Origin of the sequence: Paenibacillus sp. PK3_47 (genome assembly GCF_023520895.1) — a bacterium.
Taxonomy (GTDB): Bacteria; Bacillota; Bacilli; order Paenibacillales; family Paenibacillaceae; genus Paenibacillus_AQ.
Genome location: NZ_CP026029.1, coordinates 6,765,960 through 6,787,808 on the forward strand (window position 1 = coordinate 6,765,960; position 21,849 = coordinate 6,787,808).

At 50.1% G+C, this 21,849-nt stretch carries 24 protein-coding genes; 1 reads left to right on the top strand and 23 read right to left on the bottom strand.

The window, feature by feature from the left end:
• Positions 1-28 precede the first annotated feature (28 nt).
• Genes C2I18_RS29400 through C2I18_RS29410 form a run of 3 tightly spaced genes read right to left on the bottom strand, consistent with a single transcriptional unit; the run spans position 29 to position 2,129 of the window.
• Positions 29-721 (bottom strand): MBL fold metallo-hydrolase, encoded by a 693-nt coding sequence (locus C2I18_RS29400; RefSeq protein ID WP_249899221.1) that lies wholly within the window; start codon positions 719-721, stop codon positions 29-31.
• A 36-nt stretch (positions 722-757) separates the two neighbouring features.
• Positions 758-1,210: a GNAT family N-acetyltransferase gene (locus tag C2I18_RS29405; protein ID WP_249899222.1), complete on the bottom strand. Its 453-nt coding sequence runs from the start codon at positions 1,208-1,210 to the stop codon at positions 758-760.
• On the bottom strand, positions 1,179-2,129 hold the full coding sequence (locus C2I18_RS29410) for a LysR family transcriptional regulator (RefSeq protein ID WP_249899223.1): 951 nt from the start codon (positions 2,127-2,129) through the stop codon (positions 1,179-1,181). The genes C2I18_RS29405 and C2I18_RS29410 overlap by 32 nt, the downstream gene beginning before the upstream one ends.
• 121 nt (positions 2,130-2,250) lie before the next feature.
• Here C2I18_RS29410 and dapA point away from each other — a divergent pair, with 121 nt between their 5' ends.
• On the top strand, positions 2,251-3,126 hold the full coding sequence (dapA, locus tag C2I18_RS29415; protein WP_249899224.1) for a 4-hydroxy-tetrahydrodipicolinate synthase: 876 nt from the start codon (positions 2,251-2,253) through the stop codon (positions 3,124-3,126).
• A gap of 95 nt (positions 3,127-3,221) precedes the next feature.
• On the opposite strand, the gene C2I18_RS29420 is transcribed toward dapA, so the two are convergent.
• From C2I18_RS29420 to yfmH, 20 genes are all read right to left on the bottom strand, one after another.
• Positions 3,222-3,791 carry a YdeI/OmpD-associated family protein gene (locus C2I18_RS29420; protein WP_249899225.1) on the bottom strand — a complete coding sequence of 190 codons (570 nt, stop codon included), beginning with the start codon at positions 3,789-3,791 and terminating at the stop codon, positions 3,222-3,224.
• 10 nt (positions 3,792-3,801) lie between these two features.
• Entirely contained in the window at positions 3,802-4,323 is a 522-nt protein-coding gene (locus C2I18_RS29425) for a DinB family protein (RefSeq protein ID WP_249899226.1), read from the bottom strand.
• Positions 4,324-4,401: 78 nt separating this feature from the next.
• The gene (locus C2I18_RS29430) at positions 4,402-5,319 is read right to left on the bottom strand and encodes a helix-turn-helix transcriptional regulator (protein WP_249899227.1); all 918 of its coding nucleotides are present in this window, start codon (positions 5,317-5,319) and stop codon (positions 4,402-4,404) included.
• A 133-nt stretch (positions 5,320-5,452) separates the two neighbouring features.
• The gene (locus C2I18_RS29435) at positions 5,453-6,958 is read right to left on the bottom strand and encodes a DEAD/DEAH box helicase (RefSeq protein ID WP_249899228.1); all 1,506 of its coding nucleotides are present in this window, start codon (positions 6,956-6,958) and stop codon (positions 5,453-5,455) included.
• Between the two features lie 206 nt (positions 6,959-7,164).
• Positions 7,165-7,737 (bottom strand): phosphate propanoyltransferase, encoded by a 573-nt coding sequence (gene pduL / locus C2I18_RS29440; RefSeq protein WP_249899229.1) that lies wholly within the window; start codon positions 7,735-7,737, stop codon positions 7,165-7,167.
• 175 nt (positions 7,738-7,912) lie between these two features.
• Positions 7,913-8,881: a dipeptidase gene (locus C2I18_RS29445; RefSeq protein ID WP_249899230.1), complete on the bottom strand. Its 969-nt coding sequence runs from the start codon at positions 8,879-8,881 to the stop codon at positions 7,913-7,915.
• A 211-nt stretch (positions 8,882-9,092) separates the two neighbouring features.
• Complete coding sequence (locus C2I18_RS29450; RefSeq protein WP_068723905.1) at positions 9,093-9,353, bottom strand: stage V sporulation protein S; 261 nt, start codon at positions 9,351-9,353, stop codon at positions 9,093-9,095.
• Between the two features lie 201 nt (positions 9,354-9,554).
• Positions 9,555-10,349 (bottom strand): TIGR00282 family metallophosphoesterase, encoded by a 795-nt coding sequence (locus C2I18_RS29455; RefSeq protein ID WP_249902295.1) that lies wholly within the window; start codon positions 10,347-10,349, stop codon positions 9,555-9,557.
• An 89-nt stretch (positions 10,350-10,438) separates the two neighbouring features.
• A complete protein-coding gene (rny, locus tag C2I18_RS29460; RefSeq protein WP_249899231.1) occupies positions 10,439-11,980 on the bottom strand; it encodes a ribonuclease Y in 1,542 nt (513 codons plus the stop codon).
• 309 nt (positions 11,981-12,289) lie between these two features.
• On the bottom strand, positions 12,290-13,024 hold the full coding sequence (locus tag C2I18_RS29465) for a regulatory protein RecX (RefSeq protein ID WP_249899232.1): 735 nt from the start codon (positions 13,022-13,024) through the stop codon (positions 12,290-12,292).
• A gap of 84 nt (positions 13,025-13,108) precedes the next feature.
• On the bottom strand, positions 13,109-14,173 hold the full coding sequence (gene recA / locus C2I18_RS29470) for a recombinase RecA (RefSeq protein WP_275100950.1): 1,065 nt from the start codon (positions 14,171-14,173) through the stop codon (positions 13,109-13,111).
• 298 nt (positions 14,174-14,471) lie between these two features.
• Entirely contained in the window at positions 14,472-15,761 is a 1,290-nt protein-coding gene (locus C2I18_RS29475) for a competence/damage-inducible protein A (RefSeq protein WP_249899233.1), read from the bottom strand.
• Between the two features lie 48 nt (positions 15,762-15,809).
• On the bottom strand, positions 15,810-16,397 hold the full coding sequence (pgsA, locus tag C2I18_RS29480) for a CDP-diacylglycerol--glycerol-3-phosphate 3-phosphatidyltransferase (protein WP_249899234.1): 588 nt from the start codon (positions 16,395-16,397) through the stop codon (positions 15,810-15,812).
• 89 nt (positions 16,398-16,486) lie between these two features.
• Positions 16,487-16,978, bottom strand: coding sequence for a YajQ family cyclic di-GMP-binding protein (locus C2I18_RS29485; protein ID WP_249899235.1), 492 nt, complete (start codon positions 16,976-16,978; stop codon positions 16,487-16,489).
• A gap of 209 nt (positions 16,979-17,187) precedes the next feature.
• The gene (locus C2I18_RS29490) at positions 17,188-17,394 is read right to left on the bottom strand and encodes a hypothetical protein (RefSeq protein WP_249902323.1); all 207 of its coding nucleotides are present in this window, start codon (positions 17,392-17,394) and stop codon (positions 17,188-17,190) included.
• A gap of 39 nt (positions 17,395-17,433) precedes the next feature.
• Positions 17,434-18,417, bottom strand: a complete 984-nt coding sequence (locus C2I18_RS29495) for a RodZ domain-containing protein (RefSeq protein WP_249899236.1) — start codon at positions 18,415-18,417, stop codon at positions 17,434-17,436.
• 31 nt (positions 18,418-18,448) lie between these two features.
• A complete protein-coding gene (locus tag C2I18_RS29500) occupies positions 18,449-19,216 on the bottom strand; it encodes a DUF3388 domain-containing protein (protein WP_249899237.1) in 768 nt (255 codons plus the stop codon).
• A 171-nt stretch (positions 19,217-19,387) separates the two neighbouring features.
• Complete coding sequence (locus C2I18_RS29505) at positions 19,388-19,648, bottom strand: DUF3243 domain-containing protein (RefSeq protein WP_249899238.1); 261 nt, start codon at positions 19,646-19,648, stop codon at positions 19,388-19,390.
• A gap of 152 nt (positions 19,649-19,800) precedes the next feature.
• Positions 19,801-20,568, bottom strand: a complete 768-nt coding sequence (gene ymfI / locus C2I18_RS29510; RefSeq protein WP_249899239.1) for an elongation factor P 5-aminopentanone reductase — start codon at positions 20,566-20,568, stop codon at positions 19,801-19,803.
• A complete protein-coding gene (yfmH, locus tag C2I18_RS29515; protein WP_249899240.1) occupies positions 20,568-21,848 on the bottom strand; it encodes an EF-P 5-aminopentanol modification-associated protein YfmH in 1,281 nt (426 codons plus the stop codon). Before yfmH ends, ymfI begins: the two co-directional genes overlap by 1 nt.
• Position 21,849: the final 1 nt, after the last annotated feature.

Genomic DNA, 21,849 nt, shown 5'->3' on the forward strand with positions numbered 1-21,849 from the left:
ACAATAAAAATGCACGGCATTCCGGCCTTTATATATGTAGTGATCCGCCATGGTAGCAGTAATAGTGTCTGGCCTGCAGGCTTTTCAGCAGCTCCAGGGACTTTGCAGCTTCCTGCAGATCCAGGCAGAATTGCGGATTGGCCACCAGCAGCTCCGTACCTCCATCCTCTATGTAAGCCGCATCACCTGTAATGACGCTGCCGAGTTCAGGCAGGTGTAATGAGATATGCCCTGACGTATGGCCTGGTGTAGCCATAATCCGGAAGGCTCCGTCCAGCAGCCAATCCCCGTCCCGTACGGTCCGGTCAACCGGAACATGCCGCAGGCTTTTTAACGTATCCACAAAGGATTGTCCGAATTCCTTCTGCTCTTCCGGCATATCCGCGAGCAAATTCTCCGCCTGCACTAACCGTTCGGATTTCACCTCACCGCTGATAAAGCCAGCCTCCCGTTCACCTGCTATAATTGTTACTCCGGGATACTTCTGTTTAAAATCATAAAGGGACCCGATATGGTCGTCATCATAATGGGTAATTACGATATGCTTCAGCTGCCCGAGATCATATCCCTGCTCCTTTACCGCACTTTCAATCAGAGGCAGAAATCCGGGATACCCCGTATCAACCAGGGTTAGTTCATTATTCATTTCGATCAGGCTCGGATAAATATAGTACGTCTGTCCTTCATACATAAATTGAACCGGAAGCTCAATAATTTTCATAGGTTCTCCTCCCATTTGTGACGCTGTTGTACGGAATTACAATTTCATTTTCAGCCCGGTATGCGTCGCTTCAAATCCCAAATGCTCATAGAAACGCAAGGCATCCTCCCGCTGCTTATCCGTCGTCAGCTGAATCATCCGGCAGCCGCGTTCTTTGGCCCGCTGGACCGCCCGCCGGATCAGCTTGCTGCCGATCCCTTTACCTCTTTCTGCAGCTGCCGTCCGAACTCCTTCTATTGTTGCTCTCCAGCTGCCTTGATGGGTCAGATAAGGTGTAAAAGTAAGCTGCAGCACACCAACTACTGCATCATCCCGGCAGGCCACAATCAATTCATTATTCGGGTCCGCATCAATAGCTTCAAAAGCTGTGAAGTAGCTTTCAGGCAGGGGTGTTTCGTAACGCTCTCTGGCCCGGCCCAATTCGTCGTCTGCAAGCATTTGAACAACAGCATTTAAATCATGTACTGTGGCGTTTCTGAAAAGGATCATGTTCCCTCCTGAATTCCTCATACAACCGCCTGCTCTGCTTTGCCTTGCCATCCTCCAGCAGCATCTGAATCAGGGATTGCAGCGGCAGTGATTTCCACTTCTTGGGGTGGATCAGCAGCTGAAGATCGAAATGAATCTCCGGATGGGCAAAAGAAAGCTCGGAGAGCGTCCCCCGCTCAATCTCCTCCTCAGCGACAATTCTCGGCAGCAGGGCTATGCCCAGACCGTTGCGGACGCAGCGCTTGATCGCTTCCAGATTGGACAGCTCAAAGCCGATGCGGAAAATAATCCCGTGCTCCCGCAGCAGGTTCTCAAACAGGCTCCGGTAAATGCAGCTTTCTTCGGAAACAATCAGCTCGCAGTTATTCAAATCCTGTAAAGTTACGTTCGTAAGCCGGGCCAGCGGATGATCAGCCGGAGCCACCAGCACCAGCGGTTCATTGCGGATGATCGTGCGCTGCAGTACAGAATCACTGCTGTTCCTGTCCAGCATCAGGCCGATATCCACCTCACCGTCCCTGATTTTGGCCACCAGATTGGCCTCCTGCTCTGTCTGCAGTGAAATATTGAGGCCGGGGAACGTGGTGCGCAGCTGCTGCAAAAACGGCGGCAGATAAAAAGCGGCCAGCGAATCGATCGTCCCGATCGTCAGCGTTCCGCCGATCTGCTGGGCAATTGTTTCTTTGGAGCGGTCATATAAATCAAGAATTTCCACGAACAGCTTCAGCAGCTCTTCCCCGGGAGGCGTTAAACGCAAGGCGCGTCCATGCCGCTCCATCAAAGGTACTCCATACTCTTTCTCGATCTTTTGAATTTGCATCGTCACACTCGACTGGGCATAACCAAGCTCTTCTGCCGCACGGGTAAAGCTCTGCCGTTTGGCTACTTCACGGAAAGTCCGCATATATGTTAAATCCATTGTTTTCACCCTAACATCAATAATAATGATGACCCATATCATTTATTATAGATAACGCCGATGAAATATTCCATGCTAAAGTATAATAAAAGAGGATTTATACACTTGGAGGACGATATTCATGTTAACAGCAGAACAGATTTATGGAATTTATGTTCCCGTGGTTACTCCGTTCAATGCTGCAGGCGAAATTGATTTGGATTCGTATCAGCGTTATGTGAACAACATCATCAAGAACAATATTCATGGTCTGGTCGTTAATGGAACCACTGGAGAATCGCCAACAGTAAACATACAAGAGCTGCAGACACTCGTTGATGCATCACGGGAGCTGCTGAAAGGCAGCACCATTCCGCTTGTGATCGGCACAGGCACCAATGACACGGCTTCCACCGTTGCCCGGACGGAGCTTGCCGCAAATTCCGGAGCCGACGCCGCCCTGGTAGTCGTACCTTATTACAGCCGCCCTTCCCAGCAGGGAATTATCGCGCATTTCCGCAAGGCTGCTGAAGTCGGCATTCCGATTATGGCTTATGATATTCCCGGCCGTGCCGGTGTCGGCATGTCTGTAGAAACCGCCCGTACCATCCTCGAAATGGACAACGTCGTCGGACTGAAGGACTGCTCCGGTTCTCCGCTGCTCGTCTCCGAGCTGACACGTCTCGGCTCCAAGCCGGTGCTATGCGGCGATGATCTGAACTTCTTCGATATGCTGGGCTGCGGAGCAGCCGGGGGCATGCTGGCTTCCGCCAATGTCCACACTGCGAAATTCCTCAGTATTTATGAACAGTATAAAGCGGGCCGGGTGGATGCTGCCAGAGCCGACTTCGAGCGGATGGTGCCGCTGATGAAGCTGCTGTTCAAGGAGTCCAATCCAGCACCGATCAAATGGCTGCTTAGCGCAACCGGAGAAATCTCCTCCGACACCCTCCGCCTGCCGATGACCTCCATCAGTGATGAGCTGCGTGTGGAACTGAACTCTTATCTGGCCGGATAATTTACGCTTAATAGATATAAAACCCGCACAACACAAGTTCATGTGTCATGCGGGTTTTTAGCGCTGCCTGTTCCGTTTTTTCCAATCAGCCAACCTCAATACTCCAGCAGCCGCCCATGATCATGCCAAGCGCCGTACATTTTATTCTCCTTAGTGTTGGCTATAAATTTATCCAACCTGCTGTTATATAACGCCGGCTGGCTTCTGCAGCTCTGGATCGTGTCGATCCGCACCCTTGTATAAAGACCGGGGAATCCCAAATAATTGGCATAGACTGCTCTATCCGCCTTCAGCCGTTCCTCAATCCTACTATCGGTTACAAAAGCATCCGGCCTCATATCAGGAAGCACCCTTCTTCCTTCCTCACGCATAAGTCCCAGTTTTTCCAGACGGCGGACCCGTTCCTTATTCAGCTCAGTCCATGAGCTTTTTGGGCTCCGGGGGGATAATCGCTGGGCAAGCTCTGTTTCAGATATTTTCTTTTTGACACCATCGATCCATCCGAAGCATAAAGCTTCCTCGACCGCATCCAGATACAGCAGCTTATCCGGGACGGGCAGCATACTGACTATGATCCAGCAGCATGGTTCAGTGCCGCCATTCTCCTCCAGCCAAGCCCTGAGCGCAGCGCGGGTTGATAGGGTAAGCAGATTGTCCACTTTCATAGCCGGCCATTCATAAATTCCTTTCAACAGCAGGCTGCTGGTACCAGAAAAGTGAATAGTCATTCATGACCGACGCATGACCCAGCTGGCGCAGCATGGTTGATATGTTGCCTCTATGATAGGTTCCGTGATTCACCGTATGCAGGACAATTTCCGCAAAGCTTGTTTCACGGTGTCCGGCAAAAGGATTGTCGAGCGGAATGCGCTGCTCCAGATCGCCCTGGTTCTGCAGCCATTCCCTGAACTGGCCTGTTAACCGGGTATAGCTGCTCTCATACTCCTCCACCGACTGCAGAAGGCTTGTGTTCAGCGGAATGGAGGACTCCAGCGCTTCCGGCATGCCGGTGCCTGTTACAACGAGGTACCACATTTTATCCACCGCATAGATATGGCTCAGGGCATGGGCAAGGGTCGGAAATGAGCTGTTCACCTCCTGGCTCAGTACAGCTGGCGGCAGCTCCTTTATTCTCCCCATGATCATTCCGTTCGCCCAAACGTGATAGTTGTACATTTCCAGTGCATGATTTGTCATTAGATCTTCTCCTTATAGTGCAAGTGGTAGTGAAAGTTTCTAATGTCATCATAAAAGAAGAAGTATGACAACAGACCGTCATACTTCTTCATAAAGTTTGAGTGTTTTTTGCAGCTGTTCCTTCAAAATCACGCGCAGCTCCTGAGGCTCAAGCACTTCCGCCCCGCTGCCAAAACCAAGCAGAATACTCCTCAGCCATCCGGCTTGCAGAGGCTGGTATACTGAAAGGGTCAACGTCATGCTGCCGTCCTCATGAAATTGTTTATCATACGTGTTGAAGTGATCGATGACCTCAGCCAGAGCCTCCGGCCTGACCCGGATCACTACCTTCTCCAATTGGCCTGCCCGTTCTGTTCCTGCAGCCGCAGCCTCATCCGCCGCCGCCTGATGATTCTCAAACGTCTCCGGAGTCAGCAGCAGATTTAGCATCCGCGACAGCCGGAATTCCCGGTAATCCCTCCTGCTCCGGCAGTACCCGTAGACATACCAGTTGCTGAATTTAAAGTCAAGCCGGACCGGTTCCAGCTTGCGGACCGACCGCTCGCTCTTGGCATTGATATATTCAAAGGTGACTACTTTATGCCCGGTGACGGCCGTCCGCAGTAGACGAAGTGCCTCAGGTGCCGTACGGCGGGTCTCAAAATCCACCGACAGGCTGGAGGCCTGATGCTCAGGTCCAAGACTTTGCAGCCTTTCAATCGTTCCCTGGGCACGCTCATCTTCAAATACGGTAGACAAGCTGTGCAGCACAGTAACCAATGAATTCACATCATAGGTACCGAGCAGGCTTTTATCCATTTTGTAACCGTCCATCATTCCGTATCCGCCCTTTGTCCCCTGATACGAAACGACCGGAAAGCCTGCGGCACAGATCACATCGATATCCCTGTAAATCGTTCTTGGTGACACCTGATACTCCTCAGCAAGTACAGCAGCCGACAGAACCTCGTGATTTAACAGCTTGTAGATGATGGAGATCAGCCGTTCCAGTTTCATCGTTATCCCCGCCCTGTAATTTCATTTCATAAAAATGCCCCTTCCTAAAGACAGTACCACAGCTGGCTCTCTCTGTCTTTATGAAGGGGATCGTATTCACCGTTATAAGCTTGTACGGCCGGTCAGCTGCTGATTATCTGGTTCTGCCTGCAGGTGCAGCAGATTTACCGCCCGTCCTGGCGGACTGGCTTCTGTCTCTCATCTGATTGCCGTTCTGCCGTCCGGATGAATGGGAACCGTCTCTGGCACCGGCTGTACTCTTCCGGTTCCCGCCAGTCCCAGCAGTTCCCGCCGGTTTGCCTGGCCGCTCTTGTCTGCCTGCAGAATTACCGGCTGGCCGGCGGCCTTCCTTGCCGTCTGTTCCCGCTTTAGGCAGATTGCCTTGCGTGAACCACTCGGATTTCGGCTTGCGCGGAGGATTCTTTTTGGCCTTGGATTGTGCCGCCGGTTTGGAAGAAGGCTTTGCAGACCGGTCTTCCAGCAGCGCTCTTGAGCTTGCCGGCATCGGATACGGATGCTCCGTGATTTCCGGAATGATCTTGCCGATTACCTTCTGGATATCCTTCAGGTACGGAATCTCCTCTGCTTCACACAGGGATATGGCCGTTCCGCTTAACCCTGCCCGGCCCGTACGTCCGATACGGTGAACATAGGTTTCCGGAATATTCGGCAGATTGAAATTGATCACATGGGACAGCTCATCGATATCAATGCCGCGGGCGGCAATATCGGTCGCTACAAGCACCCTTGTCGCTCCGCTTTTGAAGTTTCTCAGTGCATTCTGGCGGTCATTCTGTGATTTATTGCCGTGAATGGCCTGAGCCGTAATGTTCACTTTCGCGAGGTCACGGGTAACCCGGTCTGCGCCGCGTTTGGTGCGGGTGAATACCAGGGCGGATACAATCGACTGGTCCTGGAGCAGACGGTTCAGCTGCTTCTGCTTGTTGCCGTTCTCCAGTAAATACACCGACTGCTCAATCCGGTCCACCGTTGAAGATACCGGAGTAATCTCGATTTTCACCGGATCCACCAGCAGTGTTTTGACCAGCTGGGAGATTTCCGGCGGCATGGTTGCCGAGAAGAACAGGGTTTGCCGTTTGGCAGGCATTTTGGCAATAATCCGTTTAACGTCATGGATAAAGCCCATATCCAGCATCCGGTCGGCTTCGTCCAGGACCAGAATCTGCACATGCTGCAGATCGACTTTCTTTTGGCTGATCAGGTCGATAAGTCTGCCTGGTGTAGCAATCAGAATGTCTGCCCCTTGGCTGAGTGCCCGTTCCTGAACTCTTTGCGAGACGCCTCCTACAATGGCTGTACAGCGCAGCGGAGTAAACTGGGCGTAGGCCGTAATGTTCTCGGCAATCTGCAGGGCCAGCTCTCTGGTCGGACTGAGAATCAGCGAACGGATCCGCCGGGTGCCGCCACCGGCAGTGTTCTTCTGGGCACTCAGCAGCTGGATCATCGGGACAGAAAAGGCTGCCGTCTTCCCGGTTCCTGTCTGGGCGCAACCCAGCAGATCCCTTCCGGCCAGTACGGCCGGTATCGACTGCTCCTGTATAGGCGTTGGTGTTGTATAATTCTCTTTGCTTAAGGCTTTCAGTATTGCCGGGGTTATATTTAAATCGTTAAATGTCATTTGTTCTCCTTAATTATGAATACATGTAATATTGATCAGACTGCTTTGTGGACTTCAATGCCGCGTCTCCACATACCGCGTTTAAAAGTCATAACAAATAATGATAACACAACTTGTGACAGATGAGAACTAAATTTAGTGCTTACACCAATAACACAAACAAAAGCAGCGGAGGAATCATCCCCCGCTGCTTCATGTTATTTAACCTAGTCAACAATTTCAGCTGTATCGCCGTTATTGGCACCAGCAGCATTTGCTTCGTCGGTGTCGATGTGCATATCAAGCTTAAAATTGTCGGATACACGTGCCAGTACATTTTCCAGTACCAGACCGCGTTCGCCGCCAAGGCGCACTTTGAGCATTTGCTTGTCAGCGATGCCCCAAGCTTCTGCTTCGGAAGTGTGGAAATGGATGTGACGCGCTGCAATAATTACGCCGGTCTCCAGTTCAACTTCACCTGCTGGTCCTTTAAGTGTAATGCCTGGTGTGCCGTCAATATGTCCGGATTCACGGACAGGGGCCTTCACGCCGAGGCTGAAAGAGTCGGTGCGGGAAATTTCCAGCTGGGAGGCCGGACGGACAGGTCCAAGAATTCTGACCTTGTCGAATTTTCCTTTGGTGCCGATTACGGCTACCTGCTCGTTTGCTGCGAATTGTCCTGGTTGGGAGAGCGGTTTGAACTCGGTCAATTGATAACCTGGGCCAAATAATGCTTCCACATGCTCCTGCGTAAGGTGAATATGCCGGGCCGACACACCTACGGGTACAGTCTTGCTCATTGTAAGTCACTCCTTGTATTTTCTCTAGTATCTGTACAAGCCATTGACCATTATACCTCTTATTACCCGAAAATAAAAAGACCCCCGTCACATTGATCAGCTTTTTTTCGACATTTACCGCTTTCACGGCCAGGATCGTCACGGATTTGCCATTTTAATTTTATATGGAGATGGGTTAAGGCATGGAAGCTTTTGACGGTAAATATGTACACAAAAAGCTCTGTGCATTACCGTACAGCCACCCTCTAACCTCTTGCTCAGGATAATACCGCAGCAGAAGCTCCGCGAATTCAGGATATTTTCCGGGATGCTCAAGGCCAGTGATCCAGCGGTCAATGCCGTCAAAATCCGATCCGAACACCAGATGCCCTGCCCCGCCAAGGCTGCATACATGTTCGATATGCTTCAGCAAGTGTTCTGCCTTCACCTCGTTCACATCACTGACAAACCATGGTACAAAGGTTAACCCCATCCGCCCGTCGATGGCGATTAAAGCCTTGATCTGCTCATCACTTAGATTACGCGGATGGCTGCAGACCGCTGCTGCATTGGAATGAGAGGCAATGAACGGCAGCCTGCTGCGCTCTGTCAGTTCCCAGAATCCCGCAGGTGACAAATGGGATACATCCATCAGCATTCCGCTTGTGTTGCACCAGGAGATCAGCTCCCGGCCCTTTTCTGTAAAACCGCCATTCCGCGTTTCCAATACTCCGTCCGCCGCCCAATTGGCATAATTCCAGGTAATCCCGAGAAAGCGTACGCCTAACTGAAAGCACAGCTCTGCATAGTATAGATTGCCTTCCAGGCCGTCTGCGCCCTCCAGAGAGAGCAGTCCGCGGTGCGCTGCAGCTGCCGCTTGGTCTTCCGCCTCTTCCCGCCAACGCAGCCACTGCAGCCCGCCTGTGCCCGCAATTTTGTCCCGGAACAGTTCAATTTGGCCGAGAACATCCTCGAATTTTGCTCTGCCCCTGACAGCAGATAAATAAATCGCAAAGACCTGAAGTTTGACATTTCCGGCAGCCAGTCTGCCTGCAGTGACATCAAGACCTGCTCCCGCTTCAAAATCAAGATCAGGTGATGCCTGCAGCTTGCTCAGTACATCACAATGAAAGTCCGCCACCTCCAGCCGTTTTGCCCCGCCCATTGAACAACCCCCGCTTTCTGGTCCAGTATAATTAATCCGCATATTCTTTTACTCATACTCTATTCAGCTTATGCCGTAAGCCTTATGTAAATCTTTCTTAAGCTGCCGATGTGCGGATTTATACCGGATATACTGGAAATAGCGCATAAACCGCTGCACAGCAAAAAACCTGTTTACACAAGTAAACAGGCCCATTCACAAATTTATTCCCTTATCTGGGTTCTACAATGAGTTTAATCGCTGTCCGGTCCTCACCGTCGATCACAATGTCTGTGAAAGCCGGAATGCAGACCAGGTCCACACCGCTTGGCGCAACAAATCCCCGGGCGATAGCTACAGCTTTTACTGCCTGGTTCAGTGCTCCTGCTCCAATTGCTTGTAACTCGGCCGATCCACGTTCACGAAGAACACCCGCTAATGCGCCGGCAACGGAATTCGGATTGGATTTAGCTGATACTTTTAATACATCCATAGTAAGTACCTCCCCTGGGAAAAATAATGGTGTTCTTCCACTACTGTAGATGTTATTCGCGAGAGAAGAAATAATTCCTTCTTTTTGCGGACTACTCTGGAGAAATTGGTGCAAAAGATACTCTTTTTCGATATAAAAAATATCACACTTTACCCTAAAACAGCGCTTATTCCCGAAATACCTATTTTACTGTATCCCGGACTAACTCATGACCCATTCGTCTTCACGCATCCGGATCTTTTCCATGCGCGTTGCCTTACCCGTAGCCTCGTCAATCTCCGCGAATAACCCGTGCAGCTGCCATTTGCCTTCGTCTACCACAAATCTGGCCGGAAGCTGGGTAGTGAATTTGTAGAGAACCGCATCCTTTTCCATACCCAGAATCCCTTCCCTTGAACCAACCATGCCTGCATCGGTCAAATAAGCGGTCCCTCCGGGCAGAATCACATCATCGTTGCTCTGCACATGGGTATGAGTACCTACTACGATAGAAGCACGTCCATCCATAAAATAGCCCATGGCAATTTTCTCTGAAGTAGCTTCAGCGTGAAAATCTACAAGAATACACTTATAGTCCCGCCGCAGCTCGTCCACAATGTCTTCGCCGATCCGGAACGGATCATCAATCGCCGGCAAAAAGGTGCGGCCCTGCAAATTGACGATAGCCAGCTGTTTGCCGTTGCCCTTAACCACCGTATATCCTCTGCCAGGCGTTCCCGGAGGGAAATTGGCCGGACGGATCATGCGCGGCTCGTCATCGATAAAGTCGAAAATATCCTTATTGTCCCAGGTATGGTTCCCGAGTGTAATGCCATGAACACCCCAATTGAAAAATTCATTGGCGATCGCCGACGTAATCCCCCGGCCTGCCGCTGCATTTTCACCGTTCACAATAATAATATGCGGCTGATATTTGCTTTTCAGCGAAGGCAGCATTTCGCGAAGCGCTTTTCTGCCTGTATTGCCTACGATGTCACCGATAAATAAAACTTTAATGTTGTTCTCCTCCTCAATTTATCCCCGCAACGATATGCTTTCTGATAGGTTGAATAGAAAAAGGCCCCGCAAGGGGGGCCGTTTCCTTCTTATTTAGCGTATTCCACTGCCCGTGTCTCGCGGATAACGGTAACCTTGATATGACCTGGATAATCCAGCTCACTCTCGATCATCTTCGTAATGTCGCGGGCCAGACGGAAGGATTCCGCATCATCAATCTTCTCAGGCTGTACCATTACGCGAACCTCACGGCCCGCTTGAATAGCGTAAGATTTCTCAACACCTTCAAAGCTTTCAGAGATTTCTTCCAGCTTCTCCAGACGTTTGATATAGGTCTCCAGAGTCTCACGGCGTGCGCCTGGACGTGCAGCCGACAATGCGTCAGCAGCGCCAACCAGCATCGCAATAACCGATGTAGCTTCGCAGTCCCCGTGGTGGGAAGCGATACTGTTAATAACCACTGGATGTTCCTTGTACTTCTTCGCCAGCTCCACGCCGATTTCAACGTGTGAACCTTCGACTTCATGGTCAAGCGCTTTACCAATGTCATGAAGCAATCCGGCACGTTTTGCAAGCACGATGTCTTCCCCAAGCTCACCGGCCATAAGTCCAGTCAAATATGCAACTTCCATGGAGTGCTTGAGTACATTCTGCCCGTAACTTGTACGGAATTTCAGACGGCCCAGAATTTTGATCAGATCCGGATGCAATCCGTGAACGCCAACCTCGAAGGTAGCTTGTTCACCGTATTCACGAATCCGCTCATCCACTTCTTTGCGGGATTTCTCGACCATCTCTTCGATCCGCGCCGGATGGATACGTCCATCTGCAACCAGCTTCTCAAGTGCCGTACGGGCCACTTCACGGCGGATCGGATCAAAGCCCGACAAAATAACGGCTTCCGGCGTATCATCGATAATGAGATCAATACCAGTAAGAGTTTCGAGTGCACGGATATTGCGGCCTTCGCGGCCGATAATCCGGCCTTTCATCTCTTCATTCGGCAGTGTAACTACCGACACGGTTGTCTCCGCAACATGATCAGCTGCACAGCGTTGAATAGCCAATGTAATGATTTCGCGTGCTTTCTTGTCTGCTTCCTCTTTGGCCTGCTGTTCGATTTCCTTGATCATTTGAGCGGTTTCGTGGCGAACTTCCTGCTCTACATTGCTTAGAATGATGCTTCTTGCATCATCGATGCTCAAATTGGAGATACGCTCCAATTCTGTAACCTGATTTCTGTAAATCACATCAATTTGCTGTTGTGTTTCGTCAATTCGTTTCTCTTTGTTAGCTACTTGTTCTTCTTTTCGTTCAAGCGATTCCATTTTTTTATCCAGGGACTCTTCCTTTTGCAGCAAACGTCTCTCTTGCCGTTGGATTTCATTCCGGCGTTCACGAGTTTCTTTCTCAGCTTCAGTACGGATTCTGTGGACTTCGTCCTTAGCTTCGAGTACCGTTTCCTTCTTCAGCGCCTCCGCCTCTTTCCTCGCGTTATCCACGATGACTACAGCTTCTCTCTCAGCGCTTTGAATCTTAGCTTCTGCAAGGGATTTACGAATAAAATAACCGAATCCAAAGAATAATGCAGCTACAACGAGAACGATTATGACCCAGATCCAAGCTTGCATCTGTTCACCTCCTCGTTGGTTATTCCATGGCATAAGTCCATGGGAAATTGTGCAGTTGTCAAACTATCCGTTCATCACCATACAAAAAACCGGTAATACACCGATTGCCATACTGCACATGCTGCACATGCACACTGCCCGCCTTATCCGGCGATTACATTTCATATGAGTTGTACGCGAACCGGTTCATAAGTTTCTGCTTTTTGGGAAGGAAAAAGGATTCTTATTTCGTGCCGATTCATGTTATATTTTATTATTTATAAAAAGACATTGTCAAGAGAGTCGATATAGTCATTAAAGTCAAGACATTCAGTCAGGATAGTACAGTTCCTCGTCTTCACCGTCAAAATCTTCTTCTTCACGCAGGATGTTCAGCACCTGTCTTACCATTTCGCCGGTATATCCCCGCCGCATGAGAAAAGCACCTGTCTTTCTGCGCTTGTCATTAACATCCCCGCGGATCAGATTCCACTTCTTCCTGCCTGTCTGCAGGGCGCTCTCCAGTTCCTGTTCAGGTGTAATATTCTCCAGCGCTTCCGTGATCAGCGCCTTGTCAATGCCCTTCTCCCGCAGCTCCTGTCTGATCCACATCTTGCCCTTGCGCTGGTTCATAATGCGCTGCTCGGCCCACTGCTGGGCGTACAGAGGGTCATCTATGAAGCGTTCCTGCTGGAGACGCTGCACGACCTCGGCAATTATAGTCTCTCCTATTTCCTTCTCGCGTAAACGGCGGGTAATCTCATGGGCTGTACGCGGCTTGCGCTCCAGATAACGCAGTCCTTCCACATATGCCCGCTGACGTTCATCAGCGACCACAATTTCTGTCAGTTCTTCTTTCATAAAAGAATTGCCGCTTATCATCCGGTATTTGATCATGACATCCTCATGGACAGTCATATTATACGATCCGAAATGGATGATATAGCGGTGATCCGATTTCTTCAGCCGTTCCACCTTCGTGATCACAAGCTGCTCATTATCAGGGAAATCTGCCAGAACCTGCTCGTCCTGCTCTTCCGGCTCCTCATTCAGTTGGATTACCATTGCTCTCTGTCACCTCAATACTTGCTGATATGTTGAAAAAACGCCCTGCACAATCAATCACAGGGCGCTATATTACGTTATATATTATTCAATTTCAAGCAGCAGGTTTTCTTCTTCCTCTTTCTCAGCTGCAATCTCGGAATCACTTGGTGCAGCCACAATGGTAGTCAGATTGCTGGCTTCACGGATTTTGTTCTCAATCAGAAGGGCAATATCCTGATGTTCCTTCAGGAACTGCTTGGCGTTCTCACGGCCTTGACCCAAACGCTCTCCTTCGTAGGAATACCAGGCGCCGCTCTTGTTGACGATATCCATTTCGGTACCGATATCCACAAGGCTGCCTTCTCTGGAAATCCCTTCGCCGTACATGATATCAACATCAGCCTGCTTGAACGGAGGTGCAACCTTGTTCTTCACGACTTTGATCTTTGTACGGTTACCTACTACATCGTTACCCATCTTGATACTTTCTACACGGCGTACATCAAGCCGCACGGAAGAGTAGAACTTTAGTGCCCGGCCGCCTGGAGTGGTTTCCGGGTTACCGAACATAACACCGATCTTCTCACGAAGCTGGTTGATGAAGATCGCAATGGTGTTGGACTTGTTGATGGCTCCGGACAGCTTACGCAAAGCCTGGGACATCAGGCGGGCTTGCAGACCCACGTGGGAATCCCCCATATCGCCTTCAATTTCCGCTTTAGGTACCAGTGCTGCTACAGAGTCGACAACAATGATGTCTACCGCGCCGCTGCGCACGAGTGCTTCGGCAATTTCAAGCGCCTGCTCGCCGGTATCCGGCTGGGACAGGAGCAATTCATCAATATTAACACCAAGCGCGTTGGCATATTTAGGATCAAGTGCATGCTCTGCATCAATAAAGGCAGCTTGTCCGCCAACCTTTTGAACCTCAGCAATAGCATGAAGAGCAACCGTTGTCTTACCGGAAGACTCCGGTCCGTATACTTCAATGATCCGTCCTTTGGGAAGTCCGCCGATACCTAGTGCAATATCCAGTGCCAAGGCTCCGCTAGGAACAACTTCCACCTTCATGTGATTGGATTCGCCAAGCTTCATGACAGAACCTTTACCAAATTGTTTTTCTATTTGACGAAGCGCCATATCAAGCGCTGCACGACGATCTGACAATCAGACCACTTCCTTCACTGTTTATATTTATATAATACCGTGTTTTGGGGCTCTTGCCAAGCTTTTTTTCGAACATACATTCGTTTTTTTATTGTTTCGGGATAAATCTCCCTTTTATTGTAAGCCTCCTCCCGCATACAGATCTTAAGTCATATTTAACCATAACGAAAGTCCATGCACACAGTCACCAAAGAGCTTGCAGCGGGCGATTCCTGAATATTACAAACAAAAAACCGCAGCAAAGATATCTCAGTGCTACGGTTCTTCCGTATAAATAATTATATACTGTTACGGATTATTATTGCAAGTTCGATCCTTCAAGCGGGGTTGCGATTTTGCGTTCCTCCAGCCTGCGCCACAGACGGTACAGCAGCGCTTTGACCGTACGCAGGCGGATGTTCTCGCGCGTACCCTTGAGATTAAGCTCGAATACCTCTGTAGGGTATCCCCGCTCCGCCAGACCGACGAAGACAAGCCCTACCGGCTTGCGTTCGGAATACCCCGGTCCCGCTACCCCGGTAACAGACAGTCCAAAGTCGGTGTCAGCCGTCATCCTTACCTGATCAGCCAGTACCTCAGCCACTTCACGGCTCACTGCACCAACCGCATCCGGTCCTTCGAGATAGGAAGCTGGCACATTGAGCAGCTTTTTCTTGATCTCATTCGAGTAACACACAATTCCGCCCTTGAACATGGACGCGCTGCCGGGAATACTGGTGATACTCTCCATAAGCAGTCCGCCTGTGCAGCTTTCCGCAGCGCTCAGCGTAAGCCCCGCATCCGCCATCCAGTCCACAATCAGCTGCTCCAGCGGCATGTCTATGTTGGCATACATGTGCTCCGGCAGAATCTCCTGGATTTTTTTCTCCAGCACATCCAGCTTCTCCATCGCCTCACGCTCGGAAGGCGCTTTGGTAGAGATGCGGACCGTAACTTCTCCCTCCTTCGCATAAGGAGCAATGGTCGGATCAGTCTGGTTACGGATAAGATCAATCAGTTTATCTTCCAGAAGCGACTCGCCGATACCGGCAAATTTGAGCATTTTGGAGTAAATCGGCATTTCATTCGTCAGCGCATGATGCTGCAGCCAAGGCTTCGCCTTTTCGGTGAACATCGGCTTCATTTCCCGCGGCGGCCCCGGAAGAACGATATAATACTTGCCTTTATCTGCGAATGCAATGCCCACAGCCAGCCCGATCTCATTAGCAAGCGGTGTGGTTCCTTCAATGATAAGCGCCTGCTTGCGGTTGTTCTCGGTCATGACAATCTTGCGCTCGTCAAAAAACCGCTGTACGTGATCCATAGCAAACTGGTCAATATGAAGCGAACGTCCAAGTGCAGCAGCAAGTGCTTCCTTGGTAAGATCATCCTCAGTCGGACCGATACCGCCGGTGAACAAAATGACATCCGCACGGCTTTGCGCAATTTCTATGGCTTGCTGAAGCCGGCTGCTGTTGTCTCCTACTACTGTCTGAAAATAGACGTCAATTCCCAGGGCGGCAAGCTCTACCGACAAAAACTGGGCATTGCTGTTAACGATTTGTCCAAGTAATAGTTCTGTACCTACGGCAATAATTTCTGCTTTCATAGCTGGCTTCCCCTCCTGGCAGTAGAAATAATGGATTCGTTAATAAGTTTAAGAATTATTAAGCTGCAGCAATTCCTTGTTCTTCACAAAGTAATCAATTCCCGAGTAGATCGTAATAATAGCCGCAGCCCAGATCGCGATATCGTCCAACGGAATGCTTACGAACTGGAACGGGAAGTTGTTGAGCAGCAGAAGCGAGATGGCTACAATCTGCACTATTGTCTTTATCTTACCCCATTTACTGGCTGCAACAACTTTGCCTTCAAGAAGAGCCACCTGGCGCAGTCCGGTTACTGCAAATTCACGGCTGATAATTACGATAGCGATCCAGGAATCGCATCTTCCCAGCTCCACAAGAGAGATCAGCACCGCCGAGACGAGCAGCTTGTCCGCAAGCGGATCAAGCAGTTTACCCAAATTGGTAACCATGTTATATTTCCGGGCGATATAGCCGTCAATCCCGTCTGTGCTGGCCGCAAGCAGGAAAATCACAGCTGCGATAAGATGATTAACCGAGAGCTGGAAAGACCCCCAGTGTATAGGTTCAGGAAAAAAACTGAAATCCATAAGCAGAAAAATCATCATTATCGGGATAAGACAAATGCGCGCAAGCGTGATGCGGTTGGGCAAATTCACTGAAGTTCCTCCCTTGCCATATGTAGGTGTTCAAAATAACAGAAAGCACCCCGCAAGATAGGTGCGTAAGCACTGCGGGGTACGTAAGCCTACTTAAAATTGTTAAACTGCAAATCCAGCGGCAAATCGGCTTTCCGCAAAATCTGGATAATTTGCTGCAGATCATCACGGCTTTTGCCTGTAACACGGATCTGATCGCCCTGGATTTGACTTTTGACCTTCAGTTTCGAATCCCTGATCAAAACGTTGATCTTTTTGGCATTCTCCTGATCGATTCCCTGCTTCAGGCCAAGACGCTGGCGCACCGTTCCGAGAGATGCCGGTTCCACTTTGCCGAAATCCAGGTTTTTGAGGGTAATTCCGCGTTTGACCATCTTTGATTGTAAAATATCAATGACAGCATTCAGCTTAAATTCATCCTCTGAAGCGATAATCAGTGCGTCTTTCTCCAGCTTCAGGCTGCTTTTGCTGTTCTTGAAGTCAAACCGGTTGTCAATTTCCCGCTCGGTCTGATGAACGGCATTGGTCAACTCCTGCATATCCATTTTGGATACAATGTCAAATGAACTTTCCGAACTCATGACTCCACTTCCTTTGTTTACAATTATTCTGTTCCTATTATATGAGAAAGGTGTTATTAAGTCTAATTATGGAAGAACACACAGTCCCGGCATACAAAACAGCCCCACTGGAGTGGAGCCATATGCATCCCGGATCAGCTTCCGGCAGCATTCCCCGCAAAGGGCCTCCCGGCGGCCAAGCCTTCCGGGAGACTTCCTGCCAGCGGCCTCTATCTGCTTCTTGCAGGAGCCCGGAACATATCCAGAATTCCCAGCACAACATGTGCAAGCCCGAATCCCAGAATTCCATAGCCCCAGGCGCTTGGGGTCAAATAGTAACCAAGCAGGCTGACGATGATGCCCAGCCCTGTTACGATCCAGCTGACGGTCATGAGTGTATACACCTCACTTTGGCGTAAGAACTGTAAATCAACCATAGGTTCTCCATATTGCCAAAGTCTATACATAAAGCCAGCTTATTCTTCTGTTCCGCTATCCTGGCTTTCGTCACCGTCATCCGTACTGCCGGTATCATTCCCTCCGCCGGCGGAAGCCCCTGTATTATCAAGCTCCAGCAGCAGGCGGGATGAAGTCTTGCCGTCCGTGACCGTCTCCCCGTTCACTGTAATATCCGTTGCCGGAGAGTACCCGGATTTGATATACATCCCCTCGGCATCAAGCGTAAAGCTCATGGATTGGCCGGCTTCGGTATTGCCGAAGCTCAGCTTCTCTCCCTTGGAGTTTTCGCCTTTGTAAACCTCAAGCCAGCTGACACCGGTAGCCACAATTTTGACCTCCACCGGAGTTCCGGAAGGCGCGGATACTTTGTAGATTGTCGTCTTGCCGGATTTGCGGTCCTGAGTCACCGTAACCGCCTGCGGAGCAGGAGACGGTGACGGAGTAGGCACTGCCGTAGGAGCGGCAGTTGGCGCAGCAGTGGCTTCAGCAGTTCCAGCCGGTTCAGACGGTGCGGCAACTCCGCCACCGACCGCAGTCGGAGAAGGCTGCTGTGTCGCCGGATCCTGCTGCTCGGAAGTCACATCCGCCGAGTCCACTGTCGGGGATTCCGGCTTATTCAAGGAATTGGATGCATACAGATAAATGACCACAAGGATCAGCACCGGGAACGTCCACATTAGTACTGTAGGCAGCCATTTGGCATTCCGTTCTGTTTCAGGCTTGCGGCTGCGCTTCTGGATCACCGTCTCCATTGTAGTGTCGACCGGTGCAGCCGGAACATTGCCGTGCTCCTCCATTAGCTCGTCCGGATTTACTCCTACAGCCTCCGCGTAGGTTTTGATAAATGCCCGGACATAAAAGCTCCCGGGTAACACTTTATAATCCCCCGCCTCGATGGCTTCCAAATATTTTTTGCGGATCTTCGTTACTTCCTGGACATCATCAAGGCTCATCCCTTTTTGCAGGCGTGCCTCTTTTAAGTGCCGGCCCAGTTCCGACATACCATCACCTCCTATAAGTAATTATTTATTCTCAAAGATCATCACTGTAGCTCGTCGTAAACGATTCATACAAGATCTCTTCGTTCGGTGTATTGCGCAGCTCGATAATGATATCAAAGTCATCAAAGCTGTACTCGGATTCGCGTACAAAGATATCCGGGTGCTCTATCACTTTGGTGCTTGGCATGCTCATGACCTGCTGCAGCAGATTATAGTGCTTTTCGTTGGAACGGATGGTGCTTACAATCCCGTCAATAATAAAGACGTTATGCGGATTCATCTCATCCTCAGCAAGCTGGCTCCGGACCGTCTGACGCAAAAGAGTCGAAGATACGAAGGTCCACCGTTTCTGTGCACAGACACTGCCGGCGATGATGGATTCTGTCTTCCCGACCCGGGGCATACCCCGTAGTCCTATAACCTGATTCCCTTCCCTTTTAAACAGCTCGCCGAGAAAATCAACCAGCAGCCCCAGCTCATCCCTTGTAAAGCGGAAGGTTTTGCGGTCGTCAGAATCCCGGTCAATATATCGTCCATGACGGACGGCCAGCTTATCCACCAGCCGCGGAGAGCGCAGGGCCGTAACCGTTATATTATCCACTTTCTTGAGCATTTCGCCCATCAGCATAATCTTTTCATCGTCGCTCGTTTCGAGCAGCATACCGCGGGTTTTGCCTTCCACACCGTTGATTGTCAGGATGTTAACTTCCAGCATTCCGAGCATTGAAGCGATATCTCCAAGCAGACCAGGTCTGTTCTTATGTATCTTGTACTCCATATACCACTGTTTATATTCCACTGATTTGCACCTCATAAGATTCCTTTTCCCTGTTAACATCAAAAAAGCCGGCTTCGGCAAGTCATCTGAAACACGGGTCATGTTAATGATATATAAAATGAAAATGAAAGGCAAGGTCACCCTTGTAATAATTGCAGAAAAGCTCCCACGAGGGGAGCTTCTTCCGCATGCCTATGCGTTCTTTTTCGCCAGCTTGACCATAAGGGAAGCAATGGTATGCTTCTCTTCGTCGGTGCCGACATCCCACAGCTCTTTGATCGCCCGGTTGGAATAGTTGCCCGGATCGACTTTTTTATCGAGGAATTCCCCGATTTCAAAAGCCAGCTTGGAAATGGTGTCATCACTCATCCCCAGTTTTTCAGCCTGAATGACCCGCTGTCCCAAAAAGCTTTTCCAGGTATCAAAGTTCTTCACTACGTTGTCTGTTGACATCTTAAATCCTCCTTCATGTTTACGGTCTGCCCGCCTTATTCAGGAGACAGCCGCCTTACGTGAGATTTAAAATCAACAGTACTAATATGTCTCGGCGCCAGTGATCTTATGCTGGAGCATTTCACCATTGGGCATTTCCCGAGCAGGAATGCTCAGGTTATCCATCCCCCGTTGGGACTGATCACCTGGCCCGTAATATAACCGGACTCAGGCAGGGCCAGGAAATAGACAAGTGAAGCAATTTCATCTGCGGATGCCAGGCGCCCTACGGGAATCTCCTCTTCAAGCATACGGATTTCCTCTTCCTGCAGATTGGCCAGCATCGCTGTGTTAACAGCCCCAGGAGCCACAGCGTTCACCGTAACTCCGGAGGGCGCCAGCTCTTTGGCCAGCGCCTTGGTAAAGGCATTTACCCCGCCTTTGCTGGCGGAATAGGCTACTTCACAGGAGGCACCGGAAATTCCCCACACTGAAGAAACGTTGAGAATCCGTCCGAAGCGCTGGGAGATCATGTACGGCATGAAAATCTGGCTGCACAAAAAGGTGCCCTTCAGATTAACCGCCATAATATCATCCCACTCTTCCTCCGTCACATCGGCAAGCATCCCGTAATGGGCTTTTCCGGCATTATTAACCAGAATATCCGGCTGCATTCCGCTGTTCTCCAGCCGTTCAGCCATCCGCACCAGCTGGCTCCGGTCCCGCATATCCGCAGTCACCGTCATCACCTTGGCCCCAAGCGCCATACAGCGCCGGGCCACGTCATTGGCCGCTTCATGCGAATTCATATAATGAATAACAATGTTCATTCCTACAGAAGCAAAACGTTCGGCTATGGCTCCGCCGATTCCCCCGCTGCCCCCTGTAATTAGCACTGTCATTTCTCCTATCGGCTTGCTGTTCTCTCCCCCAGATGACATTAAGGACTCACCACAAGCGACACTGCAAGCTGCTCCCAGTCTACATGATCACGCAGACGGGCATTCACCTCATCCAAAGTAATCGATTCATATACAGGCAGCACTTTGAACAGATCGCCTCCGCGGAACTGGTAACGGGTAAATTCATGGGCAATATTCTCGGGAGAGTTCAGCATGCGCAGATAGCCGCCGATTTTCTTTTTACGGGCACGTTCAAAATCCTTCTCCGTGAATCCCGACGCAAGAATAGCATTGATCTCTTCCTTAATCCGCTTCAGGAGCAGATCCGGATCCTTCGTATCTCCGCCGATCGCAGAGAACGCATATTGCGGCGAGCTGTTGAATTCATGCCCGAAGCTGTCGGAGATCAATTCTTCGTCATAGAGCTTCTGGTAGAGGGCCGTACTGCTTCCAAGCAGCAGATCAAGCATCAGCTTGGTTGTAAGATCGCGGCGGACGGCAGCTTCTCCGGTCAGACCCGGATTCTTCTCTTTGAACCCGAACATGATTTTGGGCATAGATACAGCAAGTCTGCTCTCCTGATGCTTCTCTGCGACTTCTACAGGCTCTTCATCGAAGATCCGGGTGATTTCCCCCTGCTTGTCGTAGGATTTACCGGCCTGATTGCTGCGGATCAGCGAAAATACCTTTTCCGGCTCCACACCGCCGACTACAAACAGCAGCATGTTGCTTGGATGGTAAAAAGAATTGTAGCAAGTATACAGCGTTTCTTTGGTGATTGTAGAAATGGATTCAATGGTTCCGGCAATATCGATATGCACCGGATGTTTGGCGTACATGGCCTCAATCAGACCGAAATACACCCGCCAATCGGGATTATCGGCATACATGTTGATTTCCTGCCCGATGATGCCTTTTTCCTTCTCCACATTCTCATCCGTGAAATAAGGACGCTGGACAAAATCCACCAAAGTGCTGAGATTGGTCTCAATATTCTCGGTAGCCGAGAAAAGATATACTGTCTGGTCAAAGCTGGTAAAAGCATTGGCTGATGCCCCGTTGGAAGCAAACGTAGCGAAAATGTCGCCTTCCGGCTCCTCGAACATTTTATGCTCCAGGAAGTGGGCGATCCCGTCGGGAACAGTAGTCTCTTCACCGCCGGCTACTTTGAAATGATTGTCTACCGAACCGTATTTGGTGGCAAAAGTGGCATAGGTTTTCTTAAAGGTTGGCTTAGGCAGCACATAAACCTGCAGCCCGTTGTCCATAACCTCGTAATAGAGTGTCTCTTGGAGTCTTTCGTAATGAATCTGTTCCACG

Bases quoted from the DNA above. Each gene is read 5' to 3' on its own strand.
- C2I18_RS29405 (WP_249899222.1), bottom strand. From the start codon at position 1,210: ATGATCCTTTTCAGAAACGCCACAGTACATGATTTAAATGCTGTTGTT.
- C2I18_RS29410 (WP_249899223.1), bottom strand. From the start codon at position 2,129: ATGGATTTAACATATATGCGGACTTTCCGTGAAGTAGCCAAACGGCAG.
- C2I18_RS29475 (WP_249899233.1), bottom strand. From the start codon at position 15,761: ATGAAAGCAGAAATTATTGCCGTAGGTACAGAACTATTACTTGGACAA.
- C2I18_RS29465 (WP_249899232.1), bottom strand. From the start codon at position 13,024: ATGGTAATCCAACTGAATGAGGAGCCGGAAGAGCAGGACGAGCAGGTT.
- C2I18_RS29490 (WP_249902323.1), bottom strand. From the start codon at position 17,394: ATGGTTGATTTACAGTTCTTACGCCAAAGTGAGGTGTATACACTCATG.
- ymfI (WP_249899239.1), bottom strand. From the start codon at position 20,568: ATGTCATCTGGGGGAGAGAACAGCAAGCCGATAGGAGAAATGACAGTG.
- C2I18_RS29505 (WP_249899238.1), bottom strand. From the start codon at position 19,648: ATGTCAACAGACAACGTAGTGAAGAACTTTGATACCTGGAAAAGCTTT.
- C2I18_RS29435 (WP_249899228.1), bottom strand. From the start codon at position 6,958: ATGACATTTAACGATTTAAATATAACCCCGGCAATACTGAAAGCCTTA.
- C2I18_RS29400 (WP_249899221.1), bottom strand. From the start codon at position 721: ATGAAAATTATTGAGCTTCCGGTTCAATTTATGTATGAAGGACAGACG.
- C2I18_RS29425 (WP_249899226.1), bottom strand. From the start codon at position 4,323: ATGACAAATCATGCACTGGAAATGTACAACTATCACGTTTGGGCGAAC.
- dapA (WP_249899224.1), top strand. From the start codon at position 2,251: ATGTTAACAGCAGAACAGATTTATGGAATTTATGTTCCCGTGGTTACT.
- pduL (WP_249899229.1), bottom strand. From the start codon at position 7,737: ATGAGCAAGACTGTACCCGTAGGTGTGTCGGCCCGGCATATTCACCTT.
- C2I18_RS29485 (WP_249899235.1), bottom strand. From the start codon at position 16,978: ATGAGTTCGGAAAGTTCATTTGACATTGTATCCAAAATGGATATGCAG.
- C2I18_RS29495 (WP_249899236.1), bottom strand. From the start codon at position 18,417: ATGTCGGAACTGGGCCGGCACTTAAAAGAGGCACGCCTGCAAAAAGGG.
- rny (WP_249899231.1), bottom strand. From the start codon at position 11,980: ATGCAAGCTTGGATCTGGGTCATAATCGTTCTCGTTGTAGCTGCATTA.
- C2I18_RS29450 (WP_068723905.1), bottom strand. From the start codon at position 9,353: ATGGATGTATTAAAAGTATCAGCTAAATCCAATCCGAATTCCGTTGCC.
- C2I18_RS29445 (WP_249899230.1), bottom strand. From the start codon at position 8,881: ATGGGCGGGGCAAAACGGCTGGAGGTGGCGGACTTTCATTGTGATGTA.
- C2I18_RS29420 (WP_249899225.1), bottom strand. From the start codon at position 3,791: ATGAAAGTGGACAATCTGCTTACCCTATCAACCCGCGCTGCGCTCAGG.
- C2I18_RS29430 (WP_249899227.1), bottom strand. From the start codon at position 5,319: ATGAAACTGGAACGGCTGATCTCCATCATCTACAAGCTGTTAAATCAC.